Origin of the sequence: Bacillus sp. AM 13(2015) (assembly GCF_001518755.1) — a bacterium.
Taxonomy (GTDB): domain Bacteria; phylum Bacillota; class Bacilli; order Bacillales; family Bacillaceae; genus Bacillus; species Bacillus safensis.
In genome coordinates this window covers 26,389-41,352 of sequence record NZ_LKCP01000079.1, presented here as the reverse complement: position 1 = coordinate 41,352, position 14,964 = coordinate 26,389, and the positions used below count along the sequence as shown (strand labels likewise).

14 protein-coding genes, 1 tRNA gene and 3 rRNA genes are annotated in these 14,964 nt (G+C 44.5%); 17 read left to right on the top strand and 1 reads right to left on the bottom strand.

Annotated features, from left to right (window positions below; all coding sequences use genetic code 11):
• Nucleotides 1–48 precede the first annotated feature (48 nt).
• From AOQ70_RS13355 to rsmI, 17 genes are all read left to right on the top strand, one after another.
• Nucleotides 49–122, top strand: a tRNA-Gly gene (locus AOQ70_RS13355).
• Nucleotides 123–255: 133 nt separating this feature from the next.
• Nucleotides 256–1,803 (top strand): 16S ribosomal RNA (locus AOQ70_RS13350).
• Between the two features lie 182 nt (nt 1,804–1,985).
• Nucleotides 1,986–4,913: ribosomal RNA gene (locus AOQ70_RS13345) — 23S ribosomal RNA — on the top strand.
• Between the two features lie 61 nt (nt 4,914–4,974).
• Nucleotides 4,975–5,090 (top strand): 5S ribosomal RNA (rrf, locus tag AOQ70_RS13340).
• The 16S, 23S and 5S rRNA genes sit together here with 1 tRNA gene alongside, the layout of an rRNA operon.
• 171 nt (nt 5,091–5,261) lie before the next feature.
• Entirely contained in the window at nt 5,262–5,453 is a 192-nt protein-coding gene (locus tag AOQ70_RS13335; RefSeq protein WP_024425620.1) for a sigma factor G inhibitor Gin, read from the top strand.
• Between the two features lie 128 nt (nt 5,454–5,581).
• Nucleotides 5,582–6,196, top strand: a complete 615-nt coding sequence (locus AOQ70_RS13330; protein WP_039175866.1) for a 5-bromo-4-chloroindolyl phosphate hydrolysis family protein — start codon at nt 5,582–5,584, stop codon at nt 6,194–6,196.
• An 18-nt stretch (nt 6,197–6,214) separates the two neighbouring features.
• Nucleotides 6,215–7,279, top strand: a complete 1,065-nt coding sequence (locus AOQ70_RS13325) for a toxic anion resistance protein (protein WP_059376753.1) — start codon at nt 6,215–6,217, stop codon at nt 7,277–7,279.
• A gap of 75 nt (nt 7,280–7,354) precedes the next feature.
• Entirely contained in the window at nt 7,355–8,764 is a 1,410-nt protein-coding gene (locus AOQ70_RS13320; protein ID WP_059376751.1) for an aminotransferase class I/II-fold pyridoxal phosphate-dependent enzyme, read from the top strand.
• Nucleotides 8,761–9,399, top strand: a complete 639-nt coding sequence (tmk, locus tag AOQ70_RS13315) for a dTMP kinase (RefSeq protein ID WP_058838215.1) — start codon at nt 8,761–8,763, stop codon at nt 9,397–9,399. The genes AOQ70_RS13320 and tmk overlap by 4 nt, the downstream gene beginning before the upstream one ends.
• 79 nt (nt 9,400–9,478) lie before the next feature.
• Entirely contained in the window at nt 9,479–9,808 is a 330-nt protein-coding gene (locus tag AOQ70_RS13310; protein WP_024425625.1) for a cyclic-di-AMP receptor, read from the top strand.
• A gap of 12 nt (nt 9,809–9,820) precedes the next feature.
• Nucleotides 9,821–10,261 carry a YaaR family protein gene (locus AOQ70_RS13305; protein WP_039175878.1) on the top strand — a complete coding sequence of 147 codons (441 nt, stop codon included), beginning with the start codon at nt 9,821–9,823 and terminating at the stop codon, nt 10,259–10,261.
• An 11-nt stretch (nt 10,262–10,272) separates the two neighbouring features.
• Nucleotides 10,273–11,262, top strand: coding sequence for a DNA polymerase III subunit delta' (gene holB, locus AOQ70_RS13300; protein ID WP_024427206.1), 990 nt, complete (start codon nt 10,273–10,275; stop codon nt 11,260–11,262).
• A 2-nt stretch (nt 11,263–11,264) separates the two neighbouring features.
• Nucleotides 11,265–12,092, top strand: a complete 828-nt coding sequence (locus AOQ70_RS13295; RefSeq protein ID WP_024425628.1) for a PSP1 domain-containing protein — start codon at nt 11,265–11,267, stop codon at nt 12,090–12,092.
• Between the two features lie 14 nt (nt 12,093–12,106).
• Nucleotides 12,107–12,460, top strand: coding sequence for a DNA replication initiation control protein YabA (gene yabA, locus AOQ70_RS13290; protein ID WP_039175883.1), 354 nt, complete (start codon nt 12,107–12,109; stop codon nt 12,458–12,460).
• A 55-nt stretch (nt 12,461–12,515) separates the two neighbouring features.
• The gene (locus AOQ70_RS13285) at nt 12,516–13,259 is read left to right on the top strand and encodes a tRNA1(Val) (adenine(37)-N6)-methyltransferase (RefSeq protein ID WP_024427205.1); all 744 of its coding nucleotides are present in this window, start codon (nt 12,516–12,518) and stop codon (nt 13,257–13,259) included.
• Nucleotides 13,246–13,545, top strand: coding sequence for a GIY-YIG nuclease family protein (locus tag AOQ70_RS13280; protein ID WP_059376749.1), 300 nt, complete (start codon nt 13,246–13,248; stop codon nt 13,543–13,545). The genes AOQ70_RS13285 and AOQ70_RS13280 overlap by 14 nt, the downstream gene beginning before the upstream one ends.
• A complete protein-coding gene (gene rsmI, locus AOQ70_RS13275; protein ID WP_058838216.1) occupies nt 13,520–14,401 on the top strand; it encodes a 16S rRNA (cytidine(1402)-2'-O)-methyltransferase in 882 nt (293 codons plus the stop codon). The genes AOQ70_RS13280 and rsmI overlap by 26 nt, the downstream gene beginning before the upstream one ends.
• 45 nt (nt 14,402–14,446) lie before the next feature.
• Here the strand turns inward: rsmI and AOQ70_RS13270 are convergent, their stop codons facing one another.
• Nucleotides 14,447–14,737, bottom strand: a complete 291-nt coding sequence (locus AOQ70_RS13270; protein ID WP_087975202.1) for an AbrB/MazE/SpoVT family DNA-binding domain-containing protein — start codon at nt 14,735–14,737, stop codon at nt 14,447–14,449.
• Nucleotides 14,738–14,964 lie beyond the last annotated feature (227 nt).

Here is a 14,964-nt window from a genome sequence, read left to right as displayed (position 1 = left end):
CAAAAGGTTAGGGGTTCGACTCCTCTCGGGCGCGCCAATACAAACCACGCGGGTGTAGTTTAGTGGTAAAACCTCAGCCTTCCAAGCTGATGTCGTGAGTTCGATTCTCATCACCCGCTCCATTTTGAACATGATCTTTGAAAACTAAACAAGACAAAACGTACCTGTTAATTCGAGTTTTTATAAAAAAATCCTATGATACTTCATAGGTAGTCAGTCAAACGCTGACGAAAAACAAAACTTCGGTTTTGTACTTTTTCGGAGAGTTTGATCCTGGCTCAGGACGAACGCTGGCGGCGTGCCTAATACATGCAAGTCGAGCGGACAGAAGGGAGCTTGCTCCCGGATGTTAGCGGCGGACGGGTGAGTAACACGTGGGTAACCTGCCTGTAAGACTGGGATAACTCCGGGAAACCGGAGCTAATACCGGATAGTTCCTTGAACCGCATGGTTCAAGGATGAAAGACGGTTTCGGCTGTCACTTACAGATGGACCCGCGGCGCATTAGCTAGTTGGTGGGGTAATGGCTCACCAAGGCGACGATGCGTAGCCGACCTGAGAGGGTGATCGGCCACACTGGGACTGAGACACGGCCCAGACTCCTACGGGAGGCAGCAGTAGGGAATCTTCCGCAATGGACGAAAGTCTGACGGAGCAACGCCGCGTGAGTGATGAAGGTTTTCGGATCGTAAAGCTCTGTTGTTAGGGAAGAACAAGTGCGAGAGTAACTGCTCGCACCTTGACGGTACCTAACCAGAAAGCCACGGCTAACTACGTGCCAGCAGCCGCGGTAATACGTAGGTGGCAAGCGTTGTCCGGAATTATTGGGCGTAAAGGGCTCGCAGGCGGTTTCTTAAGTCTGATGTGAAAGCCCCCGGCTCAACCGGGGAGGGTCATTGGAAACTGGGAAACTTGAGTGCAGAAGAGGAGAGTGGAATTCCACGTGTAGCGGTGAAATGCGTAGAGATGTGGAGGAACACCAGTGGCGAGGCGACTCTCTGGTCTGTAACTGACGCTGAGGAGCGAAAGCGTGGGGAGCGAACAGGATTAGATACCCTGGTAGTCCACGCCGTAAACGATGAGTGCTAAGTGTTAGGGGGTTTCCGCCCCTTAGTGCTGCAGCTAACGCATTAAGCACTCCGCCTGGGGAGTACGGTCGCAAGACTGAAACTCAAAGGAATTGACGGGGGCCCGCACAAGCGGTGGAGCATGTGGTTTAATTCGAAGCAACGCGAAGAACCTTACCAGGTCTTGACATCCTCTGACAACCCTAGAGATAGGGCTTTCCCTTCGGGGACAGAGTGACAGGTGGTGCATGGTTGTCGTCAGCTCGTGTCGTGAGATGTTGGGTTAAGTCCCGCAACGAGCGCAACCCTTGATCTTAGTTGCCAGCATTTAGTTGGGCACTCTAAGGTGACTGCCGGTGACAAACCGGAGGAAGGTGGGGATGACGTCAAATCATCATGCCCCTTATGACCTGGGCTACACACGTGCTACAATGGACAGAACAAAGGGCTGCAAGACCGCAAGGTTTAGCCAATCCCATAAATCTGTTCTCAGTTCGGATCGCAGTCTGCAACTCGACTGCGTGAAGCTGGAATCGCTAGTAATCGCGGATCAGCATGCCGCGGTGAATACGTTCCCGGGCCTTGTACACACCGCCCGTCACACCACGAGAGTTTGCAACACCCGAAGTCGGTGAGGTAACCTTTATGGAGCCAGCCGCCGAAGGTGGGGCAGATGATTGGGGTGAAGTCGTAACAAGGTAGCCGTATCGGAAGGTGCGGCTGGATCACCTCCTTTCTAAGGATATATGGAGCAGCGTGCGTTTTCGTCTTGTTTAGTTTTGAAGGATCATTCCTTCAAAACATGTCTCTAGCGAGACAGGATTGTTCTTTGAAAACTAGATAACAATAAGTAATACATTCACATTGAATGCAATGCAAAGTTCATCACACATAGTGATTCTTTCTAAAGTAAGAAATGGTTAAGTTAGAAAGGGCGCACGGTGGATGCTTGGCACTAGGAGCCGATGAAGGACGGGACGAACACCGATATGCTTCGGGGAGCTGTAAGCAAGCTTTGATCCGGAGATTTCCGAATGGGGAAACCCACTGCTCGTAATGGAGTAGTATCCATACTTGAATACATAGAGTATGAGAAGGCATACCCGGGGAACTGAAACATCTAAGTACCCGGAGGAAGAGAAAGCAAATGCGATTCCCTGAGTAGCGGCGAGCGAAACGGGAACAGCCCAAACCAAGAGGCTTGCCTCTTGGGGTTGTAGGACACTCTATACGGAGTTACAAAGGAACGATATAAGCGAAGAGGTCTGGAAAGGCCCGCCAAAGAAGGTAACAGCCCTGTAACTGAAATGTTGTTCTCTCCAGAGTGGATCCTGAGTACGGCGGAACACGTGAAATTCCGTCGGAATCCGGGAGGACCATCTCCCAAGGCTAAATACTCCCTAGTGACCGATAGTGAACCAGTACCGTGAGGGAAAGGTGAAAAGCACCCCGGAAGGGGAGTGAAATAGATCCTGAAACCGTGTGCCTACAAGTAGTCAGAGCCCGTTAACGGGTGATGGCGTGCCTTTTGTAGAATGAACCGGCGAGTTACGATCCCGTGCAAGGTTAAGCAGAAGATGCGGAGCCGCAGCGAAAGCGAGTCTGAATAGGGCGCATGAGTACGTGGTCGTAGACCCGAAACCAGGTGATCTACCCATGTCCAGGGTGAAGTTCAGGTAACACTGAATGGAGGCCCGAACCCACGCACGTTGAAAAGTGCGGGGATGAGGTGTGGGTAGGGGTGAAATGCCAATCGAACCTGGAGATAGCTGGTTCTCTCCGAAATAGCTTTAGGGCTAGCCTCAAGGTAAGAGTCTCGGAGGTAGAGCACTGATTGGACTAGGGGCCCCTACCGGGTTACCGAATTCAGTCAAACTCCGAATGCCGATGACTTATCCTTGGGAGTCAGACTGCGAGTGATAAGATCCGTAGTCGAAAGGGAAACAGCCCAGACCGCCAGCTAAGGTCCCAAAGTATACGTTAAGTGGAAAAGGATGTGGAGTTGCTTAGACAACCAGGATGTTGGCTTAGAAGCAGCCACCATTTAAAGAGTGCGTAATAGCTCACTGGTCGAGTGACTCTGCGCCGAAAATGTACCGGGGCTAAACGTATCACCGAAGCTGCGGACTGTTCTTACGAACAGTGGTAGGAGAGCGTTCTAAGGGCTGTGAAGCCAGACCGGAAGGACTGGTGGAGCGCTTAGAAGTGAGAATGCCGGTATGAGTAGCGAAAGACGGGTGAGAATCCCGTCCACCGAATGCCTAAGGTTTCCTGAGGAAGGCTCGTCCGCTCAGGGTTAGTCGGGACCTAAGCCGAGGCCGAAAGGCGTAGGCGATGGACAACAGGTTGATATTCCTGTACCACCTCCTCACCATTTGAGCAATGGGGGGACGCAGGAGGATAGGGTAAGCGCGGTATTGGATATCCGCGTCCAAGCAGTTAGGCTGGGAAATAGGCAAATCCGTTTCCCGTAAAGGCTGAGCTGTGATGGCGAGCGAAATTTAGTAGCGAAGTTCCTGATTCCACACTGCCAAGAAAAGCCTCTAGCGAGGTGAGAGGTGCCCGTACCGCAAACCGACACAGGTAGGCGAGGAGAGAATCCTAAGGTGATCGAGAGAACTCTCGTTAAGGAACTCGGCAAAATGACCCCGTAACTTCGGGAGAAGGGGTGCTTCTTAGGGTGTTAAAGCCCGAGAAGCCGCAGTGAATAGGCCCAGGCGACTGTTTAGCAAAAACACAGGTCTCTGCGAAGCCGTAAGGCGAAGTATAGGGCTGACGCCTGCCCGGTGCTGGAAGGTTAAGAGGAGCGCTTAGCGTAAGCGAAGGTGCGAATTGAAGCCCCAGTAAACGGCGGCCGTAACTATAACGGTCCTAAGGTAGCGAAATTCCTTGTCGGGTAAGTTCCGACCCGCACGAAAGGCGCAACGATCTGGGCACTGTCTCAACGAGAGACTCGGTGAAATTATAGTACCTGTGAAGATGCAGGTTACCCGCGACAGGACGGAAAGACCCCGTGGAGCTTTACTGCAGCCTGATATTGAATGTTGGTACAGCTTGTACAGGATAGGTAGGAGCCTTGGAAACCGGAGCGCTAGCTTCGGTGGAGGCATCGGTGGGATACTACCCTGGCTGTATTGACCTTCTAACCCGCTGCCCTTATCGGGCAGGGAGACAGTGTCAGGTGGGCAGTTTGACTGGGGCGGTCGCCTCCTAAAATGTAACGGAGGCGCCCAAAGGTTCCCTCAGAATGGTTGGAAATCATTCGCAGAGTGTAAAGGCACAAGGGAGCTTGACTGCGAGACCTACAAGTCGAGCAGGGACGAAAGTCGGGCTTAGTGATCCGGTGGTTCCGCATGGAAGGGCCATCGCTCAACGGATAAAAGCTACCCCGGGGATAACAGGCTTATCTCCCCCAAGAGTCCACATCGACGGGGAGGTTTGGCACCTCGATGTCGGCTCATCGCATCCTGGGGCTGTAGTCGGTCCCAAGGGTTGGGCTGTTCGCCCATTAAAGCGGTACGCGAGCTGGGTTCAGAACGTCGTGAGACAGTTCGGTCCCTATCCGTCGCGGGCGCAGGAAATTTGAGAGGAGCTGTCCTTAGTACGAGAGGACCGGGATGGACGCACCGCTGGTGTACCAGTTGTTCTGCCAAGGGCATCGCTGGGTAGCTATGTGCGGACGGGATAAGTGCTGAAAGCATCTAAGCATGAAGCCCCCCTCAAGATGAGATTTCCCATTCCGCAAGGAAGTAAGATCCCTGAAAGATGATCAGGTTGATAGGTCTGAGGTGGAAGCGTGGTGACACGTGGAGCTGACAGATACTAATAGATCGAGGACTTAACCTATATTCATTTGTGAAGCATGAACATTGTTATCTAGTTTTGAGAGAACATTCTCTCCATCAGGTTTGGTGGCGATAGCGAAGAGGTCACACCCGTTCCCATACCGAACACGGAAGTTAAGCTCTTCAGCGCCGATGGTAGTTGGGGGTTTCCCCCTGTGAGAGTAGGACGCCGCCAAGCTTCTATCAGGATCAGTTCCATTTGGAACTGGTCTTTTTTGTTTTTTAAGAAAAGGAACAAACACTCGATCTGACATGGATACATATACTAAACTACCATCTAAAACATTCTTAATTTTGTATACAATTGAAAGCACTAGGGCATACTGAAGCTATAAGTGGAGGTGTCACAATGAGCAAAAAAGAGCGAGAAGCGATTTGTTTGATTTGTGAAGAGAAAAAAACAAAGGGAATTTATTTATATCATCAGTTTTTGTGCCGAGAATGTGAGCGAAAGTTAATTTCTACATCGACCTCGGATCCTAGCTATGCCGATTATGTTAGAAAGCTTAAAAATCTTCATACGCCGCCTTTGTATTCATAGACCATTAGATGGTCTTTTTTTATGAGCAATGAAGGATTGGGCCTGTTTTTTGGAACTTAGTTTGGACATCATCCGTAATTAATAATAAGATAAACAGAGAGCCTGATTATTCATAGGAGTCGATGAACATGAAATCAATTTTTTATACATTTATATGGGCCATCCTCTCTACTTTTTTTTCGCTTGTGATTTTAACCGTCAGTATTGGGGTTTTCCATCATCATGTTGGATTATCGATACTGTATGCGATGATAGGGTGGGGCGTGATGTTTGCAGGGAGCAGATGGGTTGCTTTCCAGTTGTTTTTAAAGAAACACGGACTGTCTCGTAGTGATTATGTATATATCAAACAGCATTTAAAAGAAGCAGGACAAAAGCTTGTACGTTTAAAGAAAGCTTTATTTGCTGTGAAAAACGTACAAACGATCAAACATAATTATGAAATTCTCAGACTTGCACGACGAATCTATACGATTACAAAAAAAGAGCCGAACCGGTTTTATGATGCACAGCGTTTTTATTTCGAAAGCTTGGATTCTGTTGTTGAACTAACTGAAAAATATGCACTATTGTATAATCAGCCTGATCGCAGTCATGAGCTGGAAATGACACTTAGCCAAACTCGAGTGACGCTGACAGAGCTGCAAAAGCAATTGACGAATGATTTGCAGCAAGTATTAGGAAGAGACATAGAAGCTCTTCATATTGAGCTTGAAGTGGCAGATAAAATGATAAAGAAATAATGAAAGGAGTCAAACGCAATGAAACCAGAAGATCACATCCGATCATCAACTGCTTCCACTACAAATCTTCAGTTTCGGGTGTTTGATACCTTATCTGATGAGGAGAAACAAGAAGCCATACAGCGTGCCGAGCAGATCCCTGACAATCCGCAAAAGCTGCTTTTCTATGGTACACGTGTTCAGGAACGATTATTGGAACAATCACAACAAATGATGAAATATGTTGAGAAAAAAGATATCGATCAAATAGGAGATGTGCTTGAGGCCTTTTTGCACCAGCTGCATATAGTAGAACCTGAGGATTTACTGCCAAAGAAGCAGGGCTTTTTTTTGAAGTTGTTTCAGCGGGAGAAGCGTTCTACTCAGGAAATCATATCGCGTTTTCAACATGCAAAATCACAGATCGAGAGATTATCAGCAAGACTTCGTTATGCAAAAGGCGGATTAATCTCGGATCATATGTTATTAGAGCGTTTATTTGAAGAAAATCAAACTTATTTCCAAGAGATGACGATGCAGGTTGCAGCAGTTGAAGCGAAAATGACAACTTTAGAAAAGCAGATCATATCAGAAACTCAGCATATTGGTAATCGGACTATAGAGGAGAAATTGATGAGTCAGGAATTCAATGCAGAAGAGTATATGGAGAGGTTGAAGGAACGGAAATATGATTTGCTGTTAAGCCGGCAAATTGCGTTGCAATGTAATGCCCAAATTCGAATGATCCAGCATACGAATCATACATTGGCCAATCACATTCAATCAACTGTTTCTGCATCCATTCCTCTATGGATCAACCAAATGTCGATTGCGTTAACGCATATTCAGCAGCGTGCCAATTCAGCTCTTCAGAATCGTATCCAAAAAACATACGAAAAGGTATCAAAGCAGCAGGGAGAACGTCTTGAAGAAGCAGCTTTTGCACCTATAGATACGTTGAAAAAGGTTCAACGCCAATTAGCAGAAACCTTACAGGAAACGTTACAGGTGAAAGAGCATGGAAGCCAAGAGCGTGCTCAATTGAAAAACAGCATGTATGAGGCAGAACAGCAGCTGACAAATCACCAGCCAATAAAGGAATGAGAATCCATCTTTCGGTTCCCTTGTATGAACGTTATAATAGACATAAGATATCGAAAGTGAAAAGGATCGATTTGTTTGAAAACACCTTTATATACAGCATTAGTACAACATGCGGAAAAGAAACCTTATTCTTTCCACGTTCCAGGACATCACAATGGAGATGTCTTTTTTGATGAGGCACGGACTTATTATGACTCAATTCTTCAGCTGGATGTAACAGAGCTTGAAGGATTAGATGATCTTCATCATTCAACTGGTGTGATTCAAGAGGCTGAACATTTATTGGCAAAGCTATATGGTTCAGATCAAAGCTTTTTCCTTGTGAATGGGACAACTGTCGGAAATTTAGCGATGGTGATGACAGCCTGTCGTGCGGGAGATGAGATTTTCGTCCAGCGAAATTGTCATAAGTCTGTTTACCATGCGATTGAGCTTGCAGGAGCAACGCCTATTATGGTAGAAGCTGAGATAGATCAACATCTACATGTTCCAACACATGTGACAGATGAAACAGTCAAAAAAGCCATAGCCAAACATCCTAATTGCCGGGCGATCGTTTTGACTTATCCGAACTACTATGGTCATGCAGCTGATTTATCAAAACTGATTCACATGTGCCACGAAGCAGGCATGATCGTTTTGGTTGATGAGGCACATGGTGCACATTTTGTATTAGGCGGCGCTTTTCCTCCATCTGCTCTTTCCTATGGAGCTGACGTGGTGGTACAATCAGCACATAAAACCCTTCCGGCCATGACAATGGGTTCCTACCTTCATCTTCAGGGGGGGCGAATGGATGCAAAACGTTTGAAAACATTCCTCACGATGCTTCAAAGCAGTTCTCCATCCTATCCAATTATGGCCTCATTAGATGTGGCAAGGGCCTATGTCGAGGAGATCAAGAAAAAAGGGATCCTGGATGGAATGATGAAAGGGCTGGCAGAGCTGAAAAATGAGTTCAACCGTATACCTCAGCTTGAAGTAGTCGAGTCTGAATTGCTTTCTAACGATCCATTAAAATGTGTGATTCGATCAACAAAAGGGCTGACGGGTTATGAACTGAAACGAGTGCTTGAATCAGTGGAGGTTCACCCAGAGCTTGCGGACGAACATCAGGTTTTACTTGTCTTTGGTTTAGAACAGAAGAAGGATATTCCTTTTAACCGAATAGAGCAGGCCCTTAATCAAAGCAATTCATATCTCAAAGGAAAAGATCATATCCAAAGAGAGGCACTGGCTATTGAAAACAATGAGCATAGACAGGATATAGAAGCCGTCCCATTTGAACATGCAGCAGGCCGGATTAGTGCAGAATCGGTTATACCATATCCACCGGGTATTCCTTTGATCGTTAAGGGAGAACGTATTGAAATCGATCAAATCGCGGCTTTAAGCCGTTTGCTAGGACATCAGGTTCATGTTCAAGCGAGTCAGGTGATTCATCAGAGAAAATTATATGTTTATATAGAAGAGGAGACACTATGAGCGGTATGTTTATTACGTTTGAAGGGCCAGAGGGTGCCGGAAAAACGACAGTGATTCGAAAAGTGTATGAAGAAATGGAACGCCAAGGATATGAAGTGATGGCGACACGTGAGCCTGGCGGCATTGACATTGCAGAACAGATTCGTGAAGTCATTTTAAATGAAAAAAACACAAAAATGGACGCGAAAACAGAAGCTTTGCTATATGCAGCGGCAAGAAGGCAGCATTTGGCTGAGAAGGTAGAACCGGCATTACAGCGCGGGCAGACAGTTTTATGTGATCGTTTTGTTGATAGCTCCCTTGCTTATCAAGGCTATGCGAGAGGGCTTGGGATTGAAGCAGTAAAATCAATTAACGATTTTGCTATTAATGGCACGATGCCGCAAATGACCATTTATTTTTCTATTACACCTGAGGAAGGGCTAAAGCGAATTGATGCCAACCAGGGAAGAGAAAAGAATCGATTAGACATGGAGACGCTGAATTTCCACCAGCTGGTCAGAGAAGGCTATGAACTGCTTATTGCACAATCACCAGAACGATTCCGTGTAGTGGATGCTTCTCAGCCGATGCAGGCTGTCTATGAAGAAGTCCTCCAATTAATTCAGGACACATTAAAGCAAAATCAAATATGACCTAATTCCCAATCGTTGTTATAATATAGAGGAAGACATCGGCATGTCATCTGTGCCTAAAATAAAGGAGGCCAATCAAATGAAATTAATTGTTGCCGTTGTACAGGACCAAGATAGCAGCAAGTTGTTGAAAATATTGACTGAACATCATTTCGGCGTGACAAAATTAGCTTCAACTGGTGGGTTTTTAAAGTCTGGGAATACGACTTTTATTATTGGTTGTGATGATGTCCGAGTGGATAAAGCATTACAGCTTATAAAAGAAAATTGCCGTAAACGTGATCAAATGATTGCGCCTGTATCCCCAATGGGTGGAAATGCAGATTCATACGTACCATACCCTGTTGAGGTTGAAGTTGGCGGAGCTACTGTTTTTATTCTGCCAGTAGAACAATTTCATCAATTTTAAGGATGGGTTGCTGTGAAAATTAATCAAGATATGCGGCTGCGTCTAGAAAAGCGTGAACTTCAAGCATTGAAAGGAAACCAGACATCTGCTTCCTTTAAAGCTTCGATGGAGACGCAAAGCGGCAAACTGCGCTTAGAACAGCTGACGGTCATGCTCAGTGATATCGAAGTGTTCGGTAAAAAGCTGGCGAAGTCACGAAACCTAAAGGATTTGGCTAGGTTTAAAGGACTGGTGAAGCGCTTTGTGAAAGAGACAGTCGATAATGGATTAAATATAGAAACATCAAGAAGCTTTGACATTTATGGCAACACACGTACACTTGCTTTAGTCAAAGCCTTAGATGAAAAGCTGATTGAATTAACCGAGGAAATGATGGACCAAGAGAAACCATCTATTGATTTGCTTGAACGTATTGGAGAAATAAAAGGTTTATTGATTAACCTTTACACATAGAGAGTGATAACATGGCAATTAGCTGGGATGACATGAATGATTTGCAGCCGCGCGTCATGCGGCTGATTTTTAATAGTATTGAAAAAGACCGACTTGCGCATGCCTACTTATTTGAAGGGAAAAAAGGAACCGGTAAGCTGGATGCAGCGATGCTGTTGGCTAAGAGCTTTTTTTGTTTGGAATCAGGAGTGAAACCATGTGAATCCTGTCAAAACTGCAAAAGGATTGCATCAGGAAACCATCCCGATTTACATCTTGTGCAGCCCGATGGCCAATCAATTAAGAAGGCGCAAGTGCAGGCACTGCAGGAGGAATTTACAAAAGCGGGTGTAGAATCTCACCGGAAAATGTATATTATTCTTCATGCGGACAAAATGACGGTCAATGCCGCGAACAGTTTATTGAAGTTCCTAGAGGAGCCCAATCGGGAAACGATGGCGGTTTTAATCACTGAGCAATCGCATAAAATGCTGGATACGATTATTTCAAGATGTCAGATGCTCAGCTTTCAGCCGCTGCAGCCACAATCCTTGGAGCAGCAGCTTTTACAAGAAGGCGTATCTCAGCATCTCGCAAGGCTTTTGTCGAATTTAACCAATAATTTAGCAGAAGCACTCGAATTAAGTCGAAATGATCAGTTTGCAGAGTCTAGAGCGAAAGTGATAAAATTGTATGAAGTCTTACACCAGCGAAAAGAACATGCATTTTTTTATATTCAGGATCAATGGATGCCTTTTTTCAAAGAGAAAGACCTTCAAGAAACAGGTCTGGATATGCTTTTATTTATATATCGTGATGTATTGTCGATTCAAATAGGAAATGAAGATAAAGTCATTTATCAAGACTTATTCCAGACAATGAAGCAGCATGCGCTGCATTCCACACAGCAGATGGTGACCAGCCAGATCCTTGCTGTATTAGAAGCGAAAAAGAGACTTCAATCCAACGTGAATGCCCAAGGGCTGATGGAGCAATTGGTGTTGATGTTGCAGGAGGGATAAGCTTGTACAACGTAATTGGTGTTCGCTTTAAAAAAGCGGGCAAAATCTATTATTTCGATCCTAATGGATTTCATATAGAAAATGATAGTTGTGTCATTGTAGAAACAGTCAGAGGGGTTGAGTACGGACAAGTGGTCATCGCCAACAAAAAAGTAGATGAACACGATGTGGTTCTCCCTCTGCGTAAAGTCATTCGTGTAGCAGACGAACGAGACCGACTCATCGTTGAGGAAAACAAAGAAGCAGCGATGACAGCCTTTGATACATGTCTTCAGAAGGTAAGTGAACATGGGCTGGAAATGAAACTGGTCGATGTTGAGTTTACATTTGACCGCAACAAGGTCATCTTCTACTTCACAGCAGATGGCAGAGTTGATTTCCGTGAGCTAGTGAAGGATCTTGCATCAATCTTCAAAACGAGAATTGAACTTCGCCAGATTGGTGTAAGAGACGAGGCAAAAATGCTTGGAGGCATTGGTCCTTGCGGGCGAATGCTTTGCTGTTCGACATTCTTAGGAGACTTTGAACCAGTGTCGATTAAGATGGCAAAGGATCAAAATCTATCGTTAAATCCTACAAAAATTTCAGGACTATGCGGCCGCTTGATGTGCTGCTTGAAATATGAGAATGATGAGTATGAAACAGCGAAGGAACAATTACCGGATATCGGCGAAACGATTCAGACGTCTAATGGCTCTGCAAAGGTAGTGGGGCTCAATATTTTAGAACGAATTTTGCAAGTTGAATTAACCGGGCAAGAAAAAGTGATAGAATATACATGGGAAGAATTATTACAAGAAGGCGTTGTATCTGCACAAACAACTGAGTAACGAGGTGTGCCACCTTGGATAAAAAGGAACTATTTGATACGGTGATTAATTTAGAAGAACAAATCGGTTCTCTTTATCGCCAGTTAGGTGATTTGAAAAATCATATCGGTGAAGTGATTGAAGAAAATCATCAGCTGCAGATGGAGAATCAGCACTTGCGTGAACGTCTGGATCAGTCAGATCGAGATAAATCGTCTGAGGCAGAGAATGATTCTGCCCAGAAGGCAAGTCATTCTGATATAGGAGAAGGTCATGATAACCTGGCCCGATTATATCAGGAGGGCTTCCATATTTGTAATGTACATTATGGGAGCATTCGTAAAGAGGGAGACTGTTTGTTCTGTCTGTCATTTTTAAATAAAAAATGAGAAAAGGCTTCCGCTGAATCGGAAGCCTTTTTCACAGGAAAAGAAAGGATACATCATGGTTTCGTTAAGAGAAGATGAACGTTTAGATTACCTGCTCGCCGAAGATATGAAGATTATTCAAAGTAAAACTGTGTTTGCCTTTTCATTGGACGCAGTGTTATTAGCTAAATTTGCTTATGTGCCAATCCAAAAAGGGGAAATCATTGACCTTTGTACCGGAAATGGCATTGTGCCATTGCTGCTTTCGACTCGATCTAAGGCCTCGATTACGGGTGTTGAAATTCAAGAACGGTTGTTTGATATGGCCAAAAGAAGTGTGGAGTATAATCAACTTGCGCACCAGATCGAATTGATTCATGGTGACTTGAATGATATGCCGGAACGCTACGGCAACCATAAAGTTGATGTGATTACATGTAACCCGCCATATTTTAAAACACCTTCTAAGGATGAAATCAATGAAAATGAATACTTGGCGATTGCCCGGCATGAAATTCATTGTACATTAGAAGATGTGATTCGTGTTTCTTCCACGCTGCTAAAGCAAGGGGGGAAACTGGCGATGGTTCATCGACCAGGACGGCTGCTTGAGATTGTGGAATTAATGAAGAAATACCGAATTGAGCCGAAACGAATTCAATTTGTTTATCCCAAACAAGGGAAAGAAGCCAATACCATCTTGGTAGAGGGCATAAAAGATGGAAAACCAGATCTGAAAATTCTCCCGCCTCTTTTTGTTTATGGGGAAGATCAGGAGTATACAGATGAAATCAGGACGATACTGTATGGAGAAGCATAATCATTACTTCTATGTATTAAAATGTGTAGATGGCAGCCTGTATGCAGGTTATACAAATGATTTACAAAAAAGATTGATGACCCACAATAGTGGAAAAGGAGCAAAGTATACAAGAGCGAGACGGCCGGTTGAGCTTTTTTATCATGAATGTTTTGCAACCAAAAGAGAAGCCATGCAGCAAGAATATCGTTTCAAAACGTGGACACGGAAAAAGAAAGACATGTATATAGAAGAAATGCGAATGGAAAAGGAGGCGGCACATGAAAAAGACACAGAAAAGCTTTGATGGTCAATCTGACATGGGCATTCTTTATCTCGTCCCAACCCCGATTGGAAATCTAGAAGATATGACGTTCCGAGCGATACAAACGTTAAAAGATGTAGACTATATTGCCGCAGAAGATACAAGGCAAACGAAAAAGCTTTGTCATGTATACGAAATTGATACACCCTTAACGAGTTATCATGAGCATAACAAAGACAGCAGCGGCCACAAGTTAATCGAATGGCTAAAAGAAGGGAAAAGTATCGCGCTCGTGAGTGATGCTGGTTTACCGACGATTTCAGATCCAGGGGCTGAAGTGGTAAGAGATTTTACTAGCATCGGAGGCTATGTCATTCCGTTACCTGGCGCAAATGCTGCACTAACGGCACTCATTGCATCAGGAATCGCGCCTCAGCCATTTTTCTTTTATGGTTTTCTCGACCGTCAAAAAAAAGAAAAGAAAAAGCAGCTTGAAGCCTTGAAGAAACGCCAAGAAACGATCATTTTCTATGAAGCGCCTCATCGGTTAAAAGAAACGCTGACTTTGATGAAGGAAGTGTGGGGAAATCGGAACATCGCCATTACGAGAGAACTAACGAAAAAATTCGAAGAGTTTATTCGTGGGGATTTAGAATCTGTGCTGACATGGGCTGCGGAGAATCAAATTCGGGGTGAGTTCTGTCTTGTAGTGCAAGGAAATGATCAAGCTGAAGAAGAGCTGAATGAAGAAGCATGGTGGACGTCCTTATCTGAAAAAGAACATGTGATTCATTACATAGAGGAAGGATTAACGTCGAAGGAAGCCATTAAACGTACAGCTGTCGAACGTGGTGTGCCAAAGCGCACGATATACGATGCCTATCATATTGAACAATAAAGAAAGGTTCTTGCAAACGGTGCAAGAACCTTTTTTATATGAAACTTATTTTTGTGATTGAAGTTGGTTTTGGATTTCGTTAATGATTTGCTCTGCACCTTCACGGCTAAGAACTAATTTACCATTAGCAAGTTTAAGGTTATCGTCTGATACTTCACCTGTTACTTGGCAAGTCATGTTTGGTTTATATTTTTTTAGGATAATTTTTTCATCATCAACATAAATTTCCAAAGCGTCTTTTTCAGCGATTCCTAGCGTACGGCGAAGTTCGATTGGAATCACCACGCGTCCTAATTCGTCAACTTTACGTACAATACCTGTAGATTTCATCTTCATTCTCCTCCCAAAAAGTTCTTATTACTAAAATAATATTATCTTCGTCATTATTCGACAAATTCCTTACATTCCTAGCATAACAAGGTTTCCATAAATCGTCAATCATTTTGTTTACTATTGTTTGTAAAATATGACTCTTAAAGTCAAAAGACCTTGAAACTACTGCTGTATAAGGATTTTGTAGGCTTTTTCTATGAAAATATAAGAAATGACGAGATCAGATTAAC